Here is a 22,042-nt window from a genome sequence, read left to right on the forward strand (position 1 = left end):
CGGCTTCCCTGCCTGGTTCGCCAAGGTCATAAATTCCTTGAACCAATGCCATGTGCACGGTTGCGGAAATTTGTAGCACGGGCGTGCGCGTCACTCTGTCTGATGAACCCGAAGTGCTGCTAACTGCGACCAATTCTGAACCCCAGGTTCAGGATGCCGGCCTAGCGGCCAAGGCGGGGATTTATTCAACGGCATCGGTACTCCCGATGCCGTTTTCATTTGCGTTTTCATTTCGGGGCGCGCGCAACCTCCGCGGCTGCAGCGCCTGCGCCCGGCTGGCCGCACCCGGCCACTAGCCGTCCCTCTCGATTCACTCGACCGACTCGATCCGCCTATGCGCTACTGGCTCATGAAGTCCGAACCGGACGAAGCAAGCATCGACGACCTCGCGGCCGCGCAGAAGCGAACGCTGCCGTGGACCGGCGTGCGCAATTACCAGGCGCGCAACTTCATGCGCGACATGATGGGAATTGGCGACGGCGTGCTGTTCTATCATTCGAGCTGCCCGGAACCCGGCATCGCCGGCATTGCCGAAGTCGTGTCGGGCGCGTATCCCGATCCGACGCAGTTCGACCCGAAGAGCCCGTACTACGACGCGAAATCGACGCGCGAAACGCCGCGTTGGATGCTCGTGGACGTGCGCTTCGTGAAAAAGACACCGCTCGTGCCGCTTGCCGAGCTGCGCGCACACGCCGAGCTTGCCGGCATGCGCGTACTCGCCAAAGGCAATCGGCTGTCGATCACGCCCGTGACCGACGACGAGTGGCGCTTCATCACGGAGCAGCTCGCGTAGAACAGCGATGAGGGAACGCCCGCCCGGGTTCGCATGGTCCCGGTCCCAACGCCATGTCACGAAGTGGAGCCAGCATGAGAAAAATAACCGCAGCCCTGACTTTCGCGGCCGTCGTGCCGCTCGCGTTCGCTGCCCTGCCCTCGAGAGCCGACACCACGCTGACGCAGCCGGTGCCGTCGGGCGTGCTGTCGCTGTCGGCGCAAGCGAGCGCCGACGTGCCGCAGGACGTCGTCGACATCACACTGTTCTACGAGAAGGAGGCGAACGACGCCGCGTCGCTGACCGATTCGCTCAATCAGCATGCCGACGCGGCGCTCAAGCAAGCCCGGGGCGTAGCGAACGTCACCGCGCATACGGGCACGTTCACGATCTACCCGATGACCGACCGCGACGGCCATATCTCATCGTGGCGCGGCCGCACGGAAGTCGTTCTCGAATCGCGCGATTTCGCCGCCGCCACGAAGCTCGCGGGGCAGATCAATTCGACGATGCAGGTCGGCAGCGTGGCGTTCTCGCTGTCGCCCGACGCGCAGCGCGCGGCCGCGGAAAAGCTCACGACCGAGGCGATCAAGAAATTCAGGGATCAGGCCGAATCGTCCGCGCGCGCGTTCGGATACGGCGGCTATACGATTCGCGAAGTCGACGTGGGCGGGGGCAACGCGCCGCCGCCGCGCCCGATGTTCGCGATGCGAGCCATGGCCGCCGCCGCGCCGGCAGCGGCCCCGCTGCCGGTCGAAGGCGGGAAGTCGACGGTGACGGTCACGGTGTCGGGTTCCGTGCAGATGACCCGCTAGCCGATGCGGCGATGACCGCCGCATCGCTCGATCAACGCGTGCCGGCACCCGCCGGCGCCGTGCGGGCGCGCCGATACGACCAGACGAGCAGCCCCGCGCCGACGATGATCATCGGCAGCGAAAGCCACTGCCCCATCGACAGCCCCAGCGCGAGCAACCCGAGGAAGTCGTCGGGCTCGCGCGCGAATTCGACGATGAAACGCGCCAGCCCGTAGCCGATGAGAAACACGGCCGACGCGGCGCCCATCGGGCGCGGCTTGCGCGTGAAAAACCACAACACGAGAAACAGCGTGATGCCTTCGAGCGCGATCTCGTAGAGCTCCGACGGATGACGCGGCAGCATGTGATATTGCGCGAACACTTCGTTCAAATGCCACTTGGCCGCCAACAGCGGATGCCGCGTGAGCCAGATCGCGTCGTCGTTCGACGCGCTCTGGAACATCATCGCCCAAGGCGCATCCGGGCTCGTCACACGGCCCCACAGTTCGCCGTTGATGAAATTGCCGAGGCGGCCGGCCGCGAGGCCCGTCGGTACCATCGGCGCAACGAAATCGGTCACTTGCAGCCAAGTGCGCTTGCGCTGATAAGCGAACAGCACCATCGCCAGCGTCACGCCGAGAAAGCCGCCGTGAAACGACATCCCGCCCTGCCAGACCTTGAAGACATCGAGCGGATGCGCGAAGTAGTAATCAGGCTTGTAGAACAAGATATAGCCGAGCCGGCCCCCGAGGATCGTGCCGAGCACGCCGTAGAACAGGATGTCGTCGATGTCCTTCGCGGTCCAGCCCTGCTCGGCGACATGCGGCAGCTTCAGCCGCAGCCGCGCGATGAAAACCGCCAGCATGAAGCCGACGAGGTACATGAGGCCGTACCAACGCACCGCAAGCGGGCCGAAATGAATCGCAATGGGATCGAAATTGGGATGAATCAGCATCGTAAGGCTTTGGGCATTGAAAAATGAGGCGTTGAACGAGCGGCTCGCGCGCCGCGCTTAAGTAGCTCGAATTGCTTAAGTCCCTTGTTCCCGCACGGCCCTGCTCGGCTTCGCCCGGCGGCCGCCTACCGGCGCGCGAGGCGCGCGCGCGTGCACGCTTGCATGGGCGCGCACGATGTCGATGAAGCCGGCCAGCACAGGGCCGACGTCGGCCGTCCGCCAGACGAGCCCCGTTTCGACGAGCGGCGTGCGCTCGGCAAGCGGCCGATAGACGACACCGGTGCGCCGCAAGTTCCGCAACGACTGCGGCACGAGCGCGACGCCCATGCCCGCCGAGACGAGACTGACGATCGTCTGCATCTGAATCGCTTCTTGTCCGATGCGGGGCGCGAGGCCCGCCGCACCGTAGCAGCCCGTAATGATGTCATAAAAGCCCGGTGCCAAACGGCGCGGGAAGATCACGAGCGGCAATTGCCCCACTTCCGACAGCGACACGGGTTCATCGAGCCAGTCGGGCGGCTCACCGCGGCCGCGATGACGCACGCCGGATGCGGGCAGCGCCGCGACGAGCGGTTCGCGCATGACGGGCAGATACGTCAGCGTCGCCGCATGACGCGGCGGCAGCGGCGGAATGATGAGGCCGGCATCGATCCGGCCCGCGACGAGTTCCTCGATCTGCACGTCGCTCGTCGCTTCCGCCAGATTCAGGCGCACGCGCGGATGGTGCGCCGCGAACTCGCGCAACAATTGCGGCAGCAGGCCGTAATCGGCCGTGGAGACGAACGAGAGCGAAAGCGCACCGGCCTCGCCGCGCGCGAGGCTTTGCGCGAGCGGCCGCAGCGCGTCGGCACCCACGAGCAGCTTGCGCACTTCGGGCAGCAGATCGGCACCGACAGCCGTGAGCTCGACCGTACGTTTCGTGCGTGCGAACAGCTCGACGCCGAGCGTTTCCTCGAGCGCACGAATCGCCTGCGACAGCGGGGGCTGGGTCATCGACAGCTTGCGGGCGGCGCGCCCGAAATGCCGCTCCTCGGCAACGGCGACGAAATAGCGCAATTGGCGCAAATCCGGTGTCATGGCGGCGGCTCCCAGCGATCGCTGTTGATATGCGTTTCGACCTAATTCGCCATGAATCATATATTGGACATGCGCAACCGGGCGCGGCATTCTGATCCGAGCCTCATGCGCGGCCCTCGCCTCGCCCGGGCAGTATTCACTCGCCCAACGGCCGGCCGCTCCCGATGAACGAACCGGAGTCTCCTCATGGCCCACAACCGTCGCTCCCAGCACATCACGCAAGGCGTCGCGCGCGCACCGAACCGCTCGATGTTCTATGCGCTCGGCTACAAGAAGGACGACTTCGACAAGCCGATGATCGGCATCGCGAACGGCCACTCCACGATCACGCCGTGCAACGCCGGCTTGCAGAAGCTCGCCGATGCGGCGGTCGCCGCGGTGAGCGAGGCCGGCGCGAATGCGCAGACGTTCGGCACGCCGACAATCTCCGACGGCATGTCGATGGGTACCGAAGGGATGAAGTACTCGCTCGTCTCGCGCGAGGTCATCGCCGACTGCGTCGAGACCTGCGTGCAGGGCCAGTGGATGGACGGCGTCGTCGTGATCGGCGGCTGCGACAAGAATATGCCGGGCGGCATGATCGCACTCGCCCGCATGAACGTGCCGGGCATTTACGTCTACGGCGGCACAATCCGCCCCGGCCACTGGAAGGGCAAGGACTTGACGATCGTGTCGTCGTTCGAGGCCGTCGGCGAGTTCACGGCCGGCCGCATGTCGAAGGAAGACTTCGACGGCATCGAGCAGAACGCCTGTCCCACCACGGGCTCGTGCGGCGGCATGTACACGGCCAACACGATGAGCTCGTCGTTCGAAGCGCTCGGTATGTCGCTGCTCTACTCGTCGACGATGGCGAACCCCGACGACGAGAAGGTCGTATCGAGCGCGCAATCGGCGCGCGTGCTCGTCGAAGCCGTGAAAAAGGATTTGAAGCCGCGCGACATCATCACGCGCGAATCGATCGAGAATGCCGTGGCGCTCATCATGGCGACGGGCGGCTCGACCAATGCGGTGCTCCACTATCTCGCGATCGCGCATGCGGCCGAAGTCGAATGGACGATCGACGATTTCGAGCGAATTCGCCAACGCGTGCCCGTCATCTGCAATTTGAAGCCGTCGGGCGACTATGTCGCGACCGACCTTCACCGCGCGGGCGGCATCCCGCAGGTGCTGAAGATTCTGCTCGACGCGGGCCTGCTGCACGGCGATTGCGTCACGATCACCGGCAAAACCATCGCCGAAGAATTGAAGGACGTACCGAGCGCGCCGCGCGCCGACCAGCAAGTGATCTTCCCGATCGAGAAGGCGCTGTACAAGGAAGGGCACTTGGCGATCCTCAAGGGCAACCTCGCCACGAACGGTGCCGTCGCGAAAATCACCGGCCTGAAGAACCCGGTGATCACGGGCCCGGCGCGCGTCTTCGACGACGAGCAAAGCGCACTCGCGGCGATCCTGGACGAGCGCATCCGTCCCGGCGACGTGCTCGTGCTGCGCTATCTCGGCCCGCAAGGCGGACCGGGCATGCCCGAAATGCTGGCCCCCACTTCCGCGCTGATCGGCAAAGGATTAGGCGAATCGGTCGGTCTCATCACCGACGGGCGCTTCTCGGGCGGAACCTGGGGCATGGTGGTCGGGCACGTCGCACCGGAAGCGTTCGTCGGCGGCACGATCGCGCTCGTGCAAGAAGGCGATTCGATCACGATCGATGCGCACGCGCTGCTGCTGCAACTGAACGTGGATGAAGCGGAACTCGCGCGTCGAAAAGCCGCGTGGAAGCAGCCGGCTCCGCGCTACGTGCACGGCGTGCTTGCCAAGTATGCGGCGCTCGCGCGCCCGGCCGACCAAGGCGCCGTGACCGGTTGACCCTCACCGCAGCCGCGCCCGCGGCGGGTGCCTATCGTTGCGACGTATGCCGCGCGAGCTCCTCGCTGACGGCATCGCGCACCCACCCCGCCACCTCCGCCTCGAGCGCGCTGACGACTTCGCGCGTGACTTGCCGCACGAGCCAGTTCGTATGCTCCTCGACGGCGTCGCGGCAACGCGCTTCGATGACACCGCGCGCGTCCTGCCGCAGATAGCTCGAGAAACGCGCCCGCAAACGCTCGGCGATGAATTCGACGTCGCGCGCATCGAACACGGCGGGCCGCGCGCCCGGTTGCTCGGCCGGCACCGTCGCGACATCGACCTGAGGCTCGGCCGGGCGGCCGACGGCTGGCCTGCCAGGCACGATAACGTCGGTCAGCATCGGAATCGAGTGGGGATCGTGGGGATCGGCCATGCTTGTCCTCCCTGGTTTCAATCGACATACCGGCGAACGCGCCGGCGCACACGAAGCCGGCGCACCGGCGGCGACGCTCACGCGTCTTGCTTGTAATTGTTGAGCGGATAGCCGCGATCGCGGTAGAAACGATACCGCTCGCGCCCCGCCGCGAGCTCGTCGTCGCTCGTGCCGACGACTTCGAGCAAGCGCTCGAAGCGCGCGAACTGCGCCGGCACCGCCGGTGCAAGATTGAGCAAGATCCGATGATGCGGCGCGCGCTCGAGATCCGTCGCCAGCACGATCGGCGTACGCGCGGCAAGCGCGCTGTCGGCCATGCAATGCGGCAGGAAATCGAGCGGCGAGAACGTCCAGAGCCGCTCGTCGAAGGCGCGCAGCCGCCCGGGATCGGCCAGCACGACGAGCGGCTGGCCGGCCTGGTACGCCTTGCGCGCGAGCCGGCAGGCATACAGCAACGCATCGCCGACGTTCGAATGAAAGTCGACGCGTGTCACAGCGTGGCCCCGCGCGCAAGCCCGGCGGCTGCCCCGGCTGCCATCACTGCCCCGCGCGATCGATCAAGAATTGCGTGAGCAGCGGCACGGGACGCCCCGTCGCCCCTTTGGTCGCGCCGCTCTTCCACGCGGTGCCCGCGATGTCGAGGTGCGCCCAGGGATAGGCTTCCGTGAAGCGCGACAGGAAGCAGGCCGCCGTCACGCTGCCGGCCGGGCGGCCGCCGATGTTGGCGAGGTCGGCGAAGTTCGACTTGAGCTGCTCCTGATACTCGTCGTCGAGCGGCATGCGCCAGGCCGGATCCGATGCCTCGCGCGACGCGTCGAGCAGCTCGCCGGCCAGCGCATCGTCCTTCGAGAACAGCCCCGAATTGTGATGGCCGAGCGCGATGATGCACGCACCCGTGAGCGTGGCGATGTCGACCACCGCGGCCGGCTTGAAGCGCGCGGCGTAGGCGAGCGCATCGCACAGAATCAAGCGCCCTTCCGCATCCGTGTTCAGCACTTCGATCGTGAGCCCCGACATGCTGGTGACGATGTCGCCCGGCTTCGTGGCCTGGCCGCTCGGCATGTTCTCGCAGGCGGGAACGATCCCGACGACATTGAGCTTCAAACCGAGCTCGGCGACGGCGCGCAGCGTGCCGAACACCGAGGCCGCGCCGCACATGTCGTACTTCATCTCGTCCATGCCCTCGCCCGGCTTGAGCGAAATGCCGCCGCTGTCGAACGTGACGCCCTTGCCGACGAGCACGATCGGGGCGGCCTTGGCGGCGCCTCCCTGATATTGCATGACGATGAACTGCGCGGGCTCGACCGAACCGCGCGTGACCGACAGGAACGAGCCCATCTTGAGCGCTTCGAGTTGCTTCTCGCCAAGCACTTCGACCTTGAGCTTGAACTCCTTGCCGAGCTTCTTCGCGGTTTCGCCGAGATAGCTCGGCGTGCAGACATTGCCGGGCAGATTGCCGAGATCGCGCGCGAGTTCCATGCCGTTGGCAACGGCCAGCGCCTGCTTGACGGCGACCTTCGTGAGCTTTTCGTCAGCCGCATCGACGGTCACGACGATGCGCTTGAGCGCGTGCTTGACGGCTTCCGGCTTGCTCTTGAGTTGCGTGAACTGATACGTTTCGGCGCGCAGCGCGAGAACCGCGGCGCGCGCCGCCCAGTCGGCCGTGCGTTCCTTGATGGGCAACTGCGCGAGCGTGAACGTGACTTGGACGATCTTCGTGCCGAGCAGGGCGCGCCATGTGGCACGCACCGCTTCGCCGTATGCCTTCTGCCCGAATGCGTCTTGCTTGCCGAGCCCGACCAGCAGCACGCGCGAGGCGCCAATGCCTTCCACCTCGTGCAAGAACAGCGTCGAGCCGCTCTTGCCCTGCATGTCGCCGGCCTTGACGATGCGCGTGAGGAGCCCCTTCGTCGCGGCGTCGATCTCGAGCGCCGCACCGGACAAGGACTGCCCCTCGAACACGCCGATGACGATGCAATCGGATTTCCCCGTCAGAAAACCACCGGTCGTGCCCTTCGTCCAGTCACAGGCTTTTATGCTAAAGTCCATCGCGCTTGTCCTCGGATAAAATCGGCTTAACTCTAGAAACGAAGCCGCAATTATCCGCTATTTTTTCTCCGGCGTCGGCATGCCGCGCGCGGCTGCGCGAACGCCCCGCCCTCTCGCATCGACGATGATCTTCGAACGCTCCCTGCAGCGCGAGCTAGCGTATACGGCCGGTGCCGTATTCATGGTGCTGCTGACCATCTTTCTGACGACGATGATGATACGCATCGTCGGCTATGCCGCGTCGGGCGAAATCGACCCGAAGGACGTCGTCGTCCTGATCGGTCTGACCGTCATCGGCTACATCGCCGTGATGCTCGTCGTCACGATGTTCGTCTCCATTCTGTTCGTGCTCACGCGCTGGTACCGCGATTCCGAGATGGTCGTTTGGCTCGCCTCGGGCGTGAGCCTCACGCAGTTCATCAAGCCGATCGCGAAGTTCTCGGCGCCGATCATCCTGCTCGTCGTGTTTTTCGCCTACATCGGCTGGCCGTGGTCGAATGCGCAGAGCAAGCTCATTCGCACCCGGTTTCAGCAACGCGACGAAGTCTCCATGCTCGCGCCCGGCCAGTTTCGCGAATCGCCGGCCACGCACCGCGTGTTCTTCGTCGAAAAAATGACGCCCGATCAAGCGCACGTGCAGAACGTATTCGTCACGAGCACCGAGAACGGTAAGGTCAGCGTCATCGTTTCGCAGAACGGCCATGTCGAGACGATGAAGGACGGCTCGCGCTTCGTCGTGCTGGAAAACGGCCGGCGCTACGACGGGGAACCGGGCAAGCCCGATTTCCGCATCATGGAGTTCATGCGCTACGGTGTGAAGATCACGCACCAGCCGATCGTCAATACGCCGTCGGCGACGGGCATGTCCACGCTTGCCTTGCTGCGCCATCCCACGCGCGAGAATCTCGCCGAGTTCGCTTGGCGCACGGGGCTGCCGCTGATGGCGGTGAACCTGATGCTGCTCGGCATTCCGCTCGCCTATCAAAACCCGCGGCGAGGGCGCACGATCAACCTCGTGATGGCCGTGCTGATCTTCCTGACCTATTCGAACCTGCTCAACGTCGTGCAGTCGTGGCTCGAGCAGGGCAAGATCTCGTTCGTGCTCGCGCTCCTGGGCTTGCATATCGCCGCGGCACTGCTCGTCGTCGCCGTGTTCTGGATGCGCGTGCGCAATCGTCCGCTCATTCCGCGCACGTGGTTCGCGTCTACGCGGGGAGCTTGAGGCGATGCGCATCTACGAACGATATTTCGCCCGGCAGGTGTACCTCGCGTTCATCTTCGTCCTGTTCGCGTTCTCGGGCCTGTTTTTCTTTTTCGATCTGATCAACGAGCTCAACACGGTCGGCCACGGCAATTACAAGTTCGGCCTTGCCGTGCTGCGCGTGGCGCTGCAAACGCCGTCGCGCTTCTACGAAATCATTCCCGTCGCCGCTTTGATCAGCGCAATCTATGTGTTCGCGCAGATGGCGGCGAGCTCCGAGTACACGATCTTTCGCGTATCGGGCCTGTCCACGGGCCGGGCGCTGCGCTCGCTGCTCAAGATCGGCATTCCGCTCGTGCTCGTGACTTACTTCATCGGCGAAGTCGTCGGACCTTATTCCGATCAGTTGTCCGAGCGCGTGCGCCTCGAGGCGCTCGGCTCGGCCGTTTCGACCAACTTCGCCTCCGGCGTCTGGGTCAAGGACACGCTGACGGCCAGCGAGGACGGCCAGCAAGTCACACGCTTCGTCAACGTCGGCGAATTGATGCCCGATTCCACGATCAGCAACGTGCGTATCTACGAATTCGATCCGAGCTTCAAGCTGACGAATCTGCGAACCGCGCAGACGGGCCGCTACCAAGGTAACGGCCACTGGCTGCTGACCGGCGTGACCGACACCAAGCTCACGAGCCTGCCTCAGCCTGGGAAAGCCCCTGCTGACACGCTCAATCCCGTCTATCGGGCGACGCAAGTGACGCTGCCCGAGTACTCGCTGCGCTCGGAGCTCACGCCGCAAATTCTGTCGGTGCTGCTCGTGTCGCCCGATCGCATGTCGATCTTCAACCTGTTCCGCTATATCCAGCATCTGGTCGAGAACCAACAGGACACGCAGCGCTACGAAATCGCACTGTGGAAGAAACTGCTCTATCCGTTCGCGGTGCTCGTGATGCTCGTGCTGTCGCTGCCGTTCGCGTATCTGCATACGCGCGCGGGCGTGGTCGGCGTGAAAGTATTCGGTGGCATCATGCTCGGCATGAGCTTTCAACTCGTCAACACGCTGTTCTCGCACGTCGGCATGCTCAACACGTGGCCCGCGCCCGTGACGGCCGCAACGCCGAGCCTCATCTATCTTGCGCTCGGGCTTGCCGGGCTCAAGTGGTTCGATCGGCACTGATGCTGGTTGCGGCAGCGGAGAAATCGATGAACGCAAGCGCCATTTCACGCGGCATCATCCTGTTCGGGCACGGCGCGCGCGATGCGCGGTGGGCCGAGCCGTTCGAGCGGCTGGCCCACAAGCTGCGTGTGCTCGCGGGGCCCGATACGCGCGTCTCGCTCGCATTCCTCGACTTGATGACGCCCGATCTGCCGGCCGCGGTGGCGGCGCAGGTGGCCGCGGGCTGTCGATCGATTACCGTCGTGCCCGTTTTCTTCGGACAAGGCGGGCACGTGCGGCGCGATCTACCGCTCTTACTCGATGCCTGTCGCACAGCCCATCCGGCAGTCGACATTCGCGGTGCGGTACCGGTCGGCGAGGACGATGCCGTGCTCGACGCGCTCACGGCGTATTGCCTACGTCAGCTCGCCGGCTAGATCCGCTCAGGCGGCGTGCGCGTAGGAATCGTGCGCGGCGCGGCGTTCACCGTCGCCTTGCTGGTCATCGGCGCGCGTGGTGGCCAATGCGCGTTCGGCAAACGCCTGACCGATCATCAACAGGCTCGGCTGGGACGGATCGAGCCAAGTCTGCGCCTCGCCCATGGCGAGCGCATCGAGCGTCAAAGTGAGCGTGCGTTCGCGCGGCGTGCTGCACGCCTCGACGATGGCGACGGGCGTCGCACCGGAGCGGCCTGCGTCGATTAATTGCTGCGCAATGTCGGGCGCGCTGTCGCGACCCATGTAGAACACGAGGGAATCGGCGTTCACCGCCTCGCGGATCGCCTCGCTATCGGGCGCGCGGCTCTTCGTGGCCAGCGCCACGCTGCGCGCAACCCCACGCAGCGTCAGCGAACGCTTGACCGACGCGGCGGCAGCCAACGCGGCCGTAATCCCGGGCACGACTTCATAGTCGATGCCGGCTTCCTCGAGTGCGCGCATTTCCTCGTCGGCCCGGCCGAACAGCATCGGGTCGCCGCCCTTCAGCCGCACGACGACATCGTGCGCGCGCGCTGCATCGACGATCTGTTTATTGATGAATTGCTGCGCCGTCGAGCGCTGCCCGCAGCGCTTGCCGACGGCGATCTTGCGGGCGTGCGGCGCATACTCGAGCATCGCGGGCTCGACGAGCGCGTCGTGCAGCACCACGTTGGCCATGCCCAACAAACGGGCGCCACGCACCGTGATGAGATCCGCCGCTCCCGGTCCTGCACCGATCAAATACACCTTGCCCATTGCGCTTCCATCCTCTCGCGTGTGCGGGCGGCGCCTTGCGCGCCGCCTCGTTCATCCATCACGCGGAATATGCACGAATCATGCCGGCCGCGACCGTATGGTGCGTGGCCTCGTCGATCAGCACGAACGCGCCCGTGCCCGCATGCGCGTCATACGCATCGCACACGATCGGCTTTTGCAGCGTCAATGCGACGCGCCCGATATCGTTCATCTTCAAGTCGTGTACCGCGCTCGAATGCAACAGCGTATGCACGTCCAGCACTTCCTTGACGGTCCCGATTCGGGCAAATACCGTCGTCGTGGTCTGCTTGAGCAGATATTTGCGCTGCGTCGAGAGCGGCTCCTCATCGAACCAGCACAAATCGGCCTCCAGCTTCTTGGCCGGCTGCGGCGCAGCTTGCGCCGCCACGAACGTATCGCCGCGCGAGACGTCCAGGTCCTGCGTCAGGCGGATCGTCACCGTCTGCCCCGCGAACGCCCGGTCCACTTGCGCCGTGCCGCCCGGCACCGGCGCGATGATCTCGGCCACCGTCGCCTCGCGCTGCGCCGGCAGCACCACGAGCGCATCGCCCACTCGCACCTCGCCCGCCTCCACGCGCCCCATGTAACCGCGGAAATCGTCCGCGCTCGCCCCGTCCTGGCGCGCCACCCACTGCACCGGAAAGCGCAGCGCTTCGCCCATCGCCTGCGCCACCGGCAACTGCTCGAGCACGTCCAAGAGCGGCTCGCCCGCATACCACGGCATCCGCTCGCTCGCCTGCACGATGTTGTCGCCCTTGAGCGCCGACACCGGCACGAACCGCACATCCGACAAACCCAGTTGCCGCGCCAGCTCCACGTACGCGTCGCGGATCTCGTTGAAGCGCGTCTCGCTGTACTCGATCAAGTCCATCTTGTTGATCGCCACGATCACGTGCTGCAAGCCCAAGAGCTTGACGATCGCACTGTGCCGCTTGGTCTGCGGCAGCAAGATTGTGCGCCCGTCGTCGCCCTTTGTGACGCGGGTGGCGTCGACCAGGATGATCGCCGCATGCGCCGTCGAGGCCCCCGTCACCATGTTGCGCGTGTACTGCTCGTGCCCCGGCGTATCGGCGATGATGAACTTGCGCCGCGCCGTGGCGAAATACCGATACGCCACGTCGATCGTGATGCCCTGCTCGCGCTCGGCCTCCAAGCCGTCGGTGAGCAGCGACAGGTCGATCTCATCGCCCACCGTGCGCTTGTTCTTCGCCCGCGAGAGCGCCGAGAGCTGGTCCGACAGCACCGCGCGGCTGTCATAGAGCAGGCGCCCGATCAGCGTGCTCTTGCCGTCGTCGACGCTGCCCGCCGTGATGAATCGCAGCACACCGAGGTCTGCCGGTTGATGAGGAGTACTCATGATCTCAATCCCGTCTTCAATGTTTCGGAGTGCTGACTATTAGAAGTAGCCTTGCTTCTTGCGCTGCTCCATCGCAGCCTCGGACGCCTGATCGTCCATGCGCGTCGCGCCCCGCTCGGTGATGTCGGTCACCGCCGTCTCGGCGATGATCTTCTCCACGTCGTCCGCGTCGCTCTCCACCGGGCACGTGCAGCTAATGTCGCCCACCGTGCGAAAACGCACGAGCACCTTCTCGCTTCGGTCGCCCTCGCGCATCGGCGTGAGCGGCGTCACCGGCACGAGCAAGCCGCCCCGACGCACGATCTCGCGCTCGTGCGCGTAGTAGATCGAGGGCAACTCCAACCCTTCTCGCGCGATGTATTGCCAAATGTCCAGCTCGGTCCAGTTCGAGATCGGAAACACGCGCAGGTGCTCGCCCTTGTGCAGGCGCGCGTTGTACAGGCTCCACAGCTCGGGGCGCTGCGCTTTCGGGTCCCATTGGCCGAATTCGTCGCGGAACGAGAAGATGCGCTCCTTCGCACGCGCCTTCTCCTCGTCGCGGCGCGCCCCGCCGATCATCGCCGTGTAGCCGTGCGCCTCGATCGTCTCGAGCAGCGTCACCGCTTGCACCGCGTTGCGCGAATCGGTCTCGCGCCGTAGCCGCACCGTGCCGCGCTTGATCGAATCCTCCACGTGCCCCACCACCAGTTGCGCGCCGATTTGCTCGGCGCGCCGATCGCGAAAATCGATCACCTCCGGGTAGTTGTGCCCCGTGTCGATGTGCACCAGCGGAAACGGCAGCGACGTCTTGCGGTTCGCACCCAGCCCGAACGCCTTGAGCGCCAGATGCAGCACCACCACCGAATCCTTGCCCCCCGAGAACAGCAGCGCCGGCTTGCTGCACTCGGCCACCAGCTCGCGCAGAATGTGGATCGATTCCGCCTCGAGCCAGTCGAGGTGGTCCATGCGCGTGGCAGTGATCGTGAGCGGGGTCGTCGCGGAAGGTTCCAGAATCGTGCTCATGTTTAACGGTTTCCTATCGTTTGCCCGTGTGCCGCGCCGCGCGCAATGCGCTCGCGCCGGTCGTCACGGCATTCGGATGCTGCGTATGCTGTCGATGTTGCAGTGCGGCTCAGGCCGAAGCCGTCGCGCTTGCGCTGCCTGCGGCGAACTGGATGGTCGTCACGTGCAAGCCGCATTCCTTCGAATCGCGCGACTCCCACCACCAGCGCCCCGCCCGGCTGTCCTCGCCGGGGCGAACCGCGCGCGTACAAGGTTCGCAGCCGATGCTCGGATAGCCGCGCGCGTGCAGCGGATTGACAGGCACATCATAGATCTTGATGTAGGCCCAGATCTCGCCTTCGGTCCAATCCGCAAGCGGGTTGTATTTTGCGACGTTTCGCGTCGCGTCGCGCTCCTCTTCGTGCAACTCGGTGCGCGTGACCGACTGCTCGCGGCGCTGGCCCGTCACCCAGGCGTCGACGCCGGCGAGTGCGCGGTTGAGCGGCTCGACCTTGCGGATCTCGCAGCAGCGCTTACGCAGCTCGACACTGTCGTAAAACGCGTTCAAGCCCTGCGTATTCACGTACTCGTCGACCGCATCGGCTTGCGGATGAAACTGAGCGATCTCGTAACCGTAGCGCTCGCGCACGCGGTCGATCATGCCGAGCGTCTCCGCATGCAGGCGCCCCGTATTCAGCGAAAAAATGCCGATCGGCAGCGCACGCGACAAGATTGCGTGCGTCAGCACCATATCCTCCGCCGCCAAGCTGCTCGCGAGCTTGATGTTCGGGTGACGCTTCGCGATTTCGTCGACGAATGCGTGCAGCCGATCGATTTTCGCCTCGAGTGCGGCATCGACGGGAGCCGCGGCCGGCGTCCGATCCTGGCTCATGCGCGCGGCTCCGATTCGAGCGCAGCGCGACGGCGAAACAGCGGCAGCGGCGTATCGAACGCGCTTTGGTACTTGACCGTGAATTCGTCGAACGCGCGCAATGCGTCGTGGATGTCCTTGTCGGCGCGCACGGCAAAGGCGTCGAAGCCGCAGCGAGCCATGAAGTTTAAATGATCGCGCAGCACGTCTCCGATCGCGCGCAGTTCTCCGCGCCAGCCATAGCGCTCGCGCAGCAAACGCGCGGTGCTATAGCCGCGCCCGTCGCGAAAAACGGGAAAGTCGACGCCGATCAGCGAAATCTTGTCCAAATCGGTGACGAGATCGGCCGGCTCGTCGTCGGGCGCGAGCCACACGCCGAGGGTATCGCGCGAACGCGAAGCGATGAGCGCGGCGCTTTCTTGCTTCCAGAGCGCGAACGGCACGAGCACTCGGCCGTCCGGCAGTGTGCCGACCGTGGGCAGGGTGCCGTCTTCCGCCGCGCGCACGACCGTCCAGTCGTCACGCACCACGGAGCGGTTCTTGATAATCGAAGTCATCTGCAAATATCCCTTTCGCCCGGTTACGCGTGCGCCGGCTGGCGCGACGCGTAGACACGCTCTTTGAACGGCGCAATGCCGATTCGATTATAGGTGTCGATGAAGCGCTCGCCGTCCGCGCGGTTCTCGACGAACGTATCGATTACCTTGGACACGACATCGGGCATCTCATGCGCGGCGAACGACGGCCCGATCACACGGCCGAGATGCGCACCGGTCGCACCCGTGCCCTGCTCGCCGCCGAGCGTCAACTGGTACCACTCGGAGCCGTCCTTGTCGACGCCGAGGATGCCGATGTTGCCGACGTGATGATGGCCGCATGCATTGATGCAGCCCGAGATGTTCAACGACAGATCGCCGAGATCGTACACATAGTCCAGGTCGTCGAAGCGGTCCTGGATCGCTTGCGCGATCGGCAGCGACTTCGCATTCGCGAGCGAGCAAAAATCGCCGCCGGGGCACGAGATGATGTCGGTGAGCAACCCGAGATTCGGAGTCGCAAAGCCTTGCTTCTTCGCCTCTTCCCAGACGGCGAAGAGATCGCGTTTGCGCACGTCCGCGAGAATCAGGTTCTGCTCGTGGGACACGCGGATTTCGCCGAACGAATACGTATCGGCCCAATCGGCGACGGCTTCCATTTGTTCGGCGGTGGCATCGCCGGGCGCGCCCTTGGCCGGCTTCAACGAGAGCGTGACCGCGGCGTAACCGGGCACCTTGTGCGGGCGCAGATTGCGTTCGATCCAGCGCGCGAACGCGCGATTTTCGAGCAGATGCTTTTCGAACGAGGCGTCGGTATCCGATAGCTTTTCGTAAGCGGGCGGCGTGAAATGGCGGGCGACGCGGTCGAACTCGGCTTGCGTGAGCGTCGAGGGGCCATCCTTCAGGTGTTGCCATTCCTCTTCGACTTGCTGCGCGAACTTCGCCGGGCCGAGCGCCTTCACGAGGATCTTGATCCGCGCCTTGAACAGATTGTCGCGGCGGCCGAAGCGGTTATACACGCGCAGCACGGCCTCGCAATAGGTCAGCAGATGCTGCCACGGCAAGTTTTCGCGAATCACCGCGCCGAGAATCGGCGTACGGCCCAGGCCACCGCCCGCGAGAATCGCGCAAACCACCTCGCCCGCTTCGTTCTTCGACAGATAGACGCCCAGATCGTGGATCTGCACGGCGACGCGATCTTCCTTCGACCCCGACACCGCGATCTTGAACTTGCGCGGCAGCCAACTGAATTCGGGGTGGAACGTCGACCATTGGCGCAGAATCTCAGACCACGGGCGCGGATCGATGATCTCGTCGGGCGCCACGCCGGCGAACTGATCGGCCGTGATGTTGCGGATGTCGTTGCCCGAAGTTTGGATGCCATGCATCTGCACGGACGCGAGATCGGCCAGAAGATCCGGCGTTTCCTCGAGCTTGATCCAGTTGTACTGGATGTTCGTGCGCGTCGAGAAGTGGCCGTAGCCGCGGTCGTACTTGCGCGCGATATGTGCCAGCGTGCGCAATTGGTCGCTGCGCAAGTTGCCGTACGGAATCGCGATGCGGTGCATGTACGCGTGGCGCTGCATGTAGAGGCCGTTTTGCAGGCGCAGCGGGCGGAACTCGTCCTCGCTCAATTCGCCCGACAAGCGGCGGCGGACTTGGTCGCGGTACTGCGCGACGCGCTCGTCGACGATGGTCTGGTCGTACTGATCGTATTGATACATTCGGGATCCCAGGTTGTGTCGCGCCGCGTCCTGTGCATTGTTCGGCACTAAGCGGCGCCCGAATCGCTATCGATGCATGCGGCCGGCGATCGTTCAGACCGTCCGCTCATTTGCTAATGACAAAAACAGCTATACATATTGAAAAACGTGCGGTGATCGTAATAAACTGGCCTTATATTTCAAACGACTAAAAAATTCTTTCCTTATGTCGATAGGGTTATAAATGAACCTGCACCAATTTAGGTTCGTGCGCGAGGCGGTCCGACAGAACTACAACCTGACCGAGGCGGCCAAGGCGCTCTATACCTCGCAGCCGGGCGTCTCGAAGGCGATCATCGAGCTCGAGGACGAATTAGGCGTCGAAATCTTCACGCGCCACGGCAAGCGTGTCCGGTCGCTGACGGAGCCGGGGCGCATCATCCTCGCGTCGGTCGAGCGGATCTTGCAGGAGGTGGAGAGCCTCAAGCGCGTCGGCAAAGACTTCGCGGCACAGGATCAGGGCAATCTCGTGATCGCTGCGACGCACACGCAGGCGCGCTACTCGCTGCCCGCCGCGATCGCCGAGTTCAAGAAGCGGTTTCCGAAGGTGCATCTGTCGATCCTGCAGGGCAGCCCGACGCAAGTGGCGGAGATGGTGCTGCACGACCACGCCGACGTTGCGATCGCGACCGAAGCGATTTCGTCATACAAAGACCTCGTTTCGCTGCCTTGCTTCCAGTGGCACCACGTGGCCGTGCTGCTCGCCGATCACCCGCTGCTGCAGCGCAAGCAACTCTCGCTCGAAGATCTCGCGCAGTACCCGCTGATCACCTACGACAACGCCTTCGCCGGCCGCACGAAGATCAATCAGGCGTTCGCGCTGCGGGGGCTCTCGCCCGACATCGTGCTCGAGGCCATCGACGCCGACGTCATCAAGACGTACGTCGAGCTCGGCTTGGGCGTGGGGATCATGGCCGACATCGCGTTCAACGCCGAGCGCGACCGCCATTTGCGCGCGATGCCGGTCGGGCACCTGTTCGGCAGCAACCTGACGCGCGTCGCGCTCAAGCAAGGCGCCTATCTGCGCAGCTACGTGTATACGCTCGTCGAACTGCTTTCGCCGACGCTCAATCGCAAGCTGATCGAGCAGGCGCTCAAAGGCGAGCACGAGAGCTACGAGTTGTAAGCGGGCGGGCGGGAAGCCGTCCGGCGCGGGCGCCGTTGCGCTACAGATTCCACTAAGCAACAAACCCAAGGAGACCATGGCATGGCGTTGTCCGCTACCTTGCGCCGCGCGCTCACGCTCGCAGCATTCGCGCTCGTCTGCGCGGCGCAGACCGACCCGGCGCAGGCCGACATCAAAGTAGGCATCGATTTGTCCTCGACAGGCCCGGCGGCCGTCATCGGCATCACGAGCAAGAATGCGATGCTGATGTGGCCCAAGACGATCGCCGGGCAGAAGGCGCAGTACATCTTCCTCGACGACGGCTCCGACCCCGGCGCGGCCGTGCGCAATATCAGCAAGCTGATCCACGAAGACCACGTCGACGTGATCGTCGGCCCGAACGTCACGCCGGCCGCGCTCGCCGCGCTCGATCCGGTAGCCGCATCGCATACGCCGATGATCACGCTGGTCGGCTCGGGCAGCGTCGTCGAGCCGCAGGCGGGCCCGCGCGTCTGGGCGTTCAAGATGGCGCAGACCGATAGCGCGATGGCCGACGTCATGACGCGGTACATGGCGAATCATGGGGTGAAGACGGTCGGCTTCATCGGCTTTGCCGACAGCTACGGCGAGGGTTGGCTCAAGGAATTTTCGACGTTCGCGAAGCTGCGCCACATCGAGATCGTCGCGACCGAGCGCTACAACCGCACCGATTCGAGCGTCACGGGCCAGGTACTCAGGCTGATGGAAGCCAAGCCCGATGCGATGCTCGTCGCGGGCGCGGGCACGCCGGCCGTATTGCCGCAGCGCGAACTCGTCGAGCACGGCTTCAAAGGCCCGATCTATCAAACGCACGGCATCGCCACGCCCGCATTCATCAAGCTCGGCGGCCGGGACGTCGAAGGGACGCTGTTCCCGACGCAGCCCGTCGTCGTCGCGCGCACGCTGCCGGCCGATCATCCGTCGAAGAAGGCGGCGCTCGATTTCGTGAACGCGTACGAGGCGAAATACGGCCCCGGCAGCGTCACGCAGTTCGCGGGCGACGCGGCAGGCGTGTATCCGCGTCTGAACGATGCAGTCGCGCGCGCGTTGAAAACAGCGCAACCGGGCACGGAAGCGTTCCGTACCGCGCTGCGCACCTCGCTCGAGCAGGCGCACGAACTCGTCGTGCCGAACGGCGTCGTCAATACGAGCGCGAGCGATCACGTCGGGCTCGATCAGCGCGCAAGCGTGATGGGGACGATCAGGGGCGGGAAGTTCGTCTACTTGAGTCGGTAGGCGTCGCTCGGTAACTGTCGCGCTCATGCAAGCCGAAACTGGGCGACGAGCCGCCCCATCTGCTCGGCTTGTTTCTGCAACGACGCGCTCGATGCACGAAAGCCGGCGAGCCGCGCCATTTGGATAGCCGAACGGCGCGGCCCGCCGTAACTTGTCAGCCGCGGCAATTTCCGCCATAATCGCGCTCTTCTGTTGAGCGTGTTCGCGCGCCGACGAAAGCCCGGGTGGTGAAACAGGTAGACGCAGGGGACTCAAAATCCCCCGCCGCAAGGCGTGTCGGTTCGAGTCCGACCCCGGGCACCAAAAGTTGTTTCGGCAGAATGCCGCACAGGATTCCGAAGAAAAGCCCCCGCAAGATCAAGGTCTTGCGGGGGCTTTTCGCTTTCCGGCGGTCTGGATTGGTCCTGGGCAGCCTGTCAGAGCGCTCCCGGAATGGTTGGTGCTGCCGGCTTGAACACGCTGAACGCTTCGTCAAACATCGGCTTCGCCTTCCCGTAAACCAGCGGCATCAGGACATGCTGATATTCCCGGCGCGTCTTCCGCATCCCGTCATCGACATGATTGACAATATCAATGTTGTATAACAACATTGACCGCATGTACGCGCCGATCTCGGCCGTGATTACGGCGGCGCCTTCGGCGTCGAACCATCGCCACTCGCCGTTAGCGCAATAGCGCAGCACCGGAACACCAACGATGAACGAGACAACACCCGCTAAGCCGCGCCGCTTGGAGCCGCGCAACGCACGACGCTCCGCCGTCGGTGAGAGCCCGGTTTGGCGGGCCTCGCAGAACGCGCTCTACTGGGTCGACATCCCGGCGCAGACGCTCGCGCGCTACGAGGTTTCCAATGAGCGGCGCACCGAATGGCTGCTACCCGAACGCGTCGGGTGCATTGCATTCGACCGCAACGGCACAGTGCTGGCCGCGCTCGAAACCGGACTGTTCGCGCTCACGCTGCATGAGCCCGCCCCCGCAACCGCCCGCTCCGGCGATATGCCCGCGCATTGCGGGACGCTAACGACCCGCCGCCTCGCATCCGTCACGCACGACGCCGAGCGCATGCGCTTCAACGACGGCCGCTGCGATCGCCAAGGCCGCTTCTGGGCCGGAACGATGGTGCAGGACGCCCCCCCCCCTCACCCCGCGGGCAAACTCTATCGCTACGAGGCGAATACCGGCCTGTCCGCGCCGATCGTCGAGGGCCTATGCACCCAAAACGGCCTCGCCTGGTCGCCCGACGGCCGCACGATGTACCTGTCCGATTCACACCCCTCGAGCCGGGTTATCTGGACGTTCGACTACGACATCGACGACGGCGTGCCGACTAACCGCCGAGTCTTCGCCGATTTGCACGACTATGCCGGCCGCCCCGACGGCGCGGCGATCGACGCCGAGGGCTGCTATTGGATCTGCGCGAACGACGCCGGTCTGCTGCTGCGCTTTGCGCCCGATGGCCGGCTCGATCGCAAGCTCGCGCTGCCGGCGTCCAAGCCGTCGATGTGCGCATTCGGCGGACCGGGCTTCGATACGCTGTTCGTGACGACGATCTGCCCGAATCCCGTCAGCGAACACGACGGCTATGTGTTCGCGATGCATCCGGGCGTGCGCGGCCTGCCCGAACCCGAGTTCGCCGGTACGCTCTGAACGGAGGATGCCTTCAGTCCACGCAGCCTCCTCGTTCATCGTGCCGAACGCCGTCGCCGTCGTTGCGCCGACGCCGACGCAAACGTTCAAGCGAAGCACCGGGCGCAGAATGAAAGGCGCGTTGGAGACGAACGCTATGATTTACGACATGCCGTGACTTACAATCGGTCACACTCCTGACAACTCACCGCACATCGTCTCAAATGGCCGAGCAGAAAGCGCCGCGCATGCCGGCGCGAATTTACAGCGACATCCTCAATCGCATCATCGACGGCGAATACAAGGAAGGGGAGCGGCTACCGACCGAGCACGCGCTCGCGGAACGCTTTGCGACTTCGCGGCCGACCGTGCGCGAGGCGCTCGCCCAGTTGCGCGCCGACGGCATCATCGCGACGCGCCACGGCTCAGGCACGACGGTCGTGCGGCGTCCAGACCCGGACGTGCGCCGCTTCGCGCCGCTCGAGACGCTGTCGGACATTCGGCGCTGCTATGAGTACCGCGTCGTGATCGAATCCGGCGCCGCCGCACTCGCCGCCGAAAAAGCCGAGGACGAGGACATCGCCGCGATTCGCCACGAGTGGGACAACCTTCAGACGATCGTCGAAACGTCAGGCATCGGCGCGAAAGACGACTTCGCTTTTCACCTTGCCGTCGCTCGCGCGTCGAGGAATCAATTCTTCGTCGCCGCCTTGTCGGCGATTCACGAGCAGATGGTGTTCAGCATGAACCTGTCGCGCAACCTGTCGCTGGTCAAGTCGATCGAGCGACAGAGGGTCGTCCAGCAAGAGCACCTCGAAGTGCTCGAAGCGATCCAACAACGCGACCCGGCGCGCGCGACGCGCGCGATGCGCGATCACCTCGAACGCGCGCTGAGCCGAATGTTCGGTTCCTGACTGACGAGCCGACGCACCACCGGGACAGCAAGCGCATCCGATAACGAACGCGCGCTCGCGTATCCTTCTTCCGTCCCCGCCGCGG

Annotated in this window: 22 protein-coding genes, 1 tRNA gene and 1 other RNA gene; 12 read left to right on the forward strand and 12 right to left on the reverse strand. The window is 64.6% G+C overall.

Annotation, left to right across the window (positions count from 1 at the left end):
* The first annotated feature begins 2 nt into the window (after positions 1-2).
* The 3 genes from ssrS to J3485_RS14475 all read left to right on the forward strand — a co-directional run bounded on the left by ssrS (position 3) and on the right by J3485_RS14475 (position 1,587).
* Positions 3-184: non-coding RNA, 6S RNA (ssrS, locus tag J3485_RS14465), on the forward strand.
* Positions 185-334: 150 nt separating this feature from the next.
* Positions 335-793: an EVE domain-containing protein gene (locus J3485_RS14470; protein ID WP_206953589.1), complete on the forward strand. Its 459-nt coding sequence runs from the start codon at positions 335-337 to the stop codon at positions 791-793.
* A gap of 74 nt (positions 794-867) precedes the next feature.
* Positions 868-1,587 (forward strand): SIMPL domain-containing protein, encoded by a 720-nt coding sequence (locus J3485_RS14475; protein ID WP_206953592.1) that lies wholly within the window; start codon positions 868-870, stop codon positions 1,585-1,587.
* A gap of 31 nt (positions 1,588-1,618) precedes the next feature.
* On the opposite strand, the gene lgt is transcribed toward J3485_RS14475, so the two are convergent.
* Together lgt and J3485_RS14485 are read right to left on the reverse strand one after the other, a co-directional pair.
* Positions 1,619-2,521, reverse strand: a complete 903-nt coding sequence (gene lgt, locus J3485_RS14480; protein WP_206953594.1) for a prolipoprotein diacylglyceryl transferase — start codon at positions 2,519-2,521, stop codon at positions 1,619-1,621.
* 75 nt (positions 2,522-2,596) lie between these two features.
* Complete coding sequence (locus J3485_RS14485) at positions 2,597-3,598, reverse strand: LysR family transcriptional regulator (RefSeq protein ID WP_206953596.1); 1,002 nt, start codon at positions 3,596-3,598, stop codon at positions 2,597-2,599.
* 186 nt (positions 3,599-3,784) lie between these two features.
* On the opposite strand from J3485_RS14485, the gene ilvD reads away from it, so the two are divergent.
* A complete protein-coding gene (gene ilvD, locus J3485_RS14490) occupies positions 3,785-5,458 on the forward strand; it encodes a dihydroxy-acid dehydratase (protein WP_206953598.1) in 1,674 nt (557 codons plus the stop codon).
* Between the two features lie 31 nt (positions 5,459-5,489).
* Here ilvD and J3485_RS14495 read toward each other — a convergent pair whose 3' ends face one another.
* The 3 genes from J3485_RS14495 to J3485_RS14505 all read right to left on the reverse strand — a co-directional run bounded on the left by J3485_RS14495 (position 5,490) and on the right by J3485_RS14505 (position 7,922).
* Positions 5,490-5,873, reverse strand: coding sequence for a DUF2486 family protein (locus J3485_RS14495; protein ID WP_206953607.1), 384 nt, complete (start codon positions 5,871-5,873; stop codon positions 5,490-5,492).
* A 77-nt stretch (positions 5,874-5,950) separates the two neighbouring features.
* Positions 5,951-6,367 carry a DNA polymerase III subunit chi gene (locus tag J3485_RS14500; protein ID WP_206953609.1) on the reverse strand — a complete coding sequence of 139 codons (417 nt, stop codon included), beginning with the start codon at positions 6,365-6,367 and terminating at the stop codon, positions 5,951-5,953.
* Positions 6,368-6,410: 43 nt separating this feature from the next.
* The gene (locus J3485_RS14505; RefSeq protein WP_206953610.1) at positions 6,411-7,922 is read right to left on the reverse strand and encodes a leucyl aminopeptidase; all 1,512 of its coding nucleotides are present in this window, start codon (positions 7,920-7,922) and stop codon (positions 6,411-6,413) included.
* Between the two features lie 124 nt (positions 7,923-8,046).
* On the opposite strand from J3485_RS14505, the gene lptF reads away from it, so the two are divergent.
* From lptF to J3485_RS14520, 3 genes are read left to right on the forward strand one after another with little or no spacing between them, the layout of a single operon-like run.
* The gene (lptF, locus tag J3485_RS14510; RefSeq protein ID WP_206953612.1) at positions 8,047-9,144 is read left to right on the forward strand and encodes an LPS export ABC transporter permease LptF; all 1,098 of its coding nucleotides are present in this window, start codon (positions 8,047-8,049) and stop codon (positions 9,142-9,144) included.
* A gap of 4 nt (positions 9,145-9,148) precedes the next feature.
* Positions 9,149-10,297, forward strand: a complete 1,149-nt coding sequence (lptG, locus tag J3485_RS14515) for an LPS export ABC transporter permease LptG (RefSeq protein ID WP_206953614.1) — start codon at positions 9,149-9,151, stop codon at positions 10,295-10,297.
* Between the two features lie 26 nt (positions 10,298-10,323).
* Positions 10,324-10,713 (forward strand): sirohydrochlorin chelatase, encoded by a 390-nt coding sequence (locus tag J3485_RS14520; protein WP_206953616.1) that lies wholly within the window; start codon positions 10,324-10,326, stop codon positions 10,711-10,713.
* A 6-nt stretch (positions 10,714-10,719) separates the two neighbouring features.
* On the opposite strand, the gene cobA is transcribed toward J3485_RS14520, so the two are convergent.
* The 6 genes from cobA to J3485_RS14550 all read right to left on the reverse strand — a co-directional run bounded on the left by cobA (position 10,720) and on the right by J3485_RS14550 (position 16,998).
* Positions 10,720-11,508 (reverse strand): uroporphyrinogen-III C-methyltransferase, encoded by a 789-nt coding sequence (gene cobA, locus J3485_RS14525; RefSeq protein WP_206953618.1) that lies wholly within the window; start codon positions 11,506-11,508, stop codon positions 10,720-10,722.
* Between the two features lie 58 nt (positions 11,509-11,566).
* Positions 11,567-12,886 (reverse strand): sulfate adenylyltransferase subunit 1, encoded by a 1,320-nt coding sequence (locus tag J3485_RS14530; protein WP_206953620.1) that lies wholly within the window; start codon positions 12,884-12,886, stop codon positions 11,567-11,569.
* Between the two features lie 39 nt (positions 12,887-12,925).
* Positions 12,926-13,888: a sulfate adenylyltransferase subunit CysD gene (cysD, locus tag J3485_RS14535; protein ID WP_206953622.1), complete on the reverse strand. Its 963-nt coding sequence runs from the start codon at positions 13,886-13,888 to the stop codon at positions 12,926-12,928.
* A gap of 109 nt (positions 13,889-13,997) precedes the next feature.
* Entirely contained in the window at positions 13,998-14,759 is a 762-nt protein-coding gene (locus tag J3485_RS14540) for a phosphoadenylyl-sulfate reductase (protein ID WP_206953624.1), read from the reverse strand.
* Positions 14,756-15,295: a DUF934 domain-containing protein gene (locus tag J3485_RS14545; protein WP_206953626.1), complete on the reverse strand. Its 540-nt coding sequence runs from the start codon at positions 15,293-15,295 to the stop codon at positions 14,756-14,758. Before J3485_RS14545 ends, J3485_RS14540 begins: the two co-directional genes overlap by 4 nt.
* A 23-nt stretch (positions 15,296-15,318) precedes the next feature.
* Positions 15,319-16,998 (reverse strand): nitrite/sulfite reductase, encoded by a 1,680-nt coding sequence (locus J3485_RS14550; RefSeq protein WP_206953628.1) that lies wholly within the window; start codon positions 16,996-16,998, stop codon positions 15,319-15,321.
* A 223-nt stretch (positions 16,999-17,221) separates the two neighbouring features.
* On the opposite strand from J3485_RS14550, the gene J3485_RS14555 reads away from it, so the two are divergent.
* The 3 genes from J3485_RS14555 (at position 17,222) to J3485_RS14565 (ending at position 19,720) form a co-directional block, all read left to right on the forward strand.
* A complete protein-coding gene (locus J3485_RS14555) occupies positions 17,222-18,163 on the forward strand; it encodes a CysB family HTH-type transcriptional regulator (protein WP_206953630.1) in 942 nt (313 codons plus the stop codon).
* An 81-nt stretch (positions 18,164-18,244) separates the two neighbouring features.
* The gene (locus J3485_RS14560) at positions 18,245-19,417 is read left to right on the forward strand and encodes an ABC transporter substrate-binding protein (RefSeq protein WP_206953632.1); all 1,173 of its coding nucleotides are present in this window, start codon (positions 18,245-18,247) and stop codon (positions 19,415-19,417) included.
* 218 nt (positions 19,418-19,635) lie between these two features.
* A tRNA-Leu gene (locus J3485_RS14565) sits at positions 19,636-19,720 on the forward strand.
* Between the two features lie 113 nt (positions 19,721-19,833).
* Here the strand turns inward: J3485_RS14565 and J3485_RS14570 are convergent.
* Positions 19,834-20,100, reverse strand: a complete 267-nt coding sequence (locus J3485_RS14570) for a hypothetical protein (RefSeq protein ID WP_206953634.1) — start codon at positions 20,098-20,100, stop codon at positions 19,834-19,836.
* A gap of 13 nt (positions 20,101-20,113) precedes the next feature.
* On the opposite strand from J3485_RS14570, the gene J3485_RS14575 reads away from it, so the two are divergent.
* Both J3485_RS14575 and J3485_RS14580 read left to right on the forward strand, forming a co-directional pair.
* Complete coding sequence (locus J3485_RS14575) at positions 20,114-21,064, forward strand: SMP-30/gluconolactonase/LRE family protein (RefSeq protein ID WP_206953636.1); 951 nt, start codon at positions 20,114-20,116, stop codon at positions 21,062-21,064.
* Between the two features lie 227 nt (positions 21,065-21,291).
* On the forward strand, positions 21,292-21,957 hold the full coding sequence (locus J3485_RS14580; protein WP_374192425.1) for a FadR/GntR family transcriptional regulator: 666 nt from the start codon (positions 21,292-21,294) through the stop codon (positions 21,955-21,957).
* Positions 21,958-22,042: the final 85 nt, after the last annotated feature.

This window comes from Trinickia acidisoli (assembly GCF_017315725.1).
Classification (GTDB): Bacteria; Pseudomonadota; Gammaproteobacteria; order Burkholderiales; family Burkholderiaceae; genus Trinickia; species Trinickia acidisoli.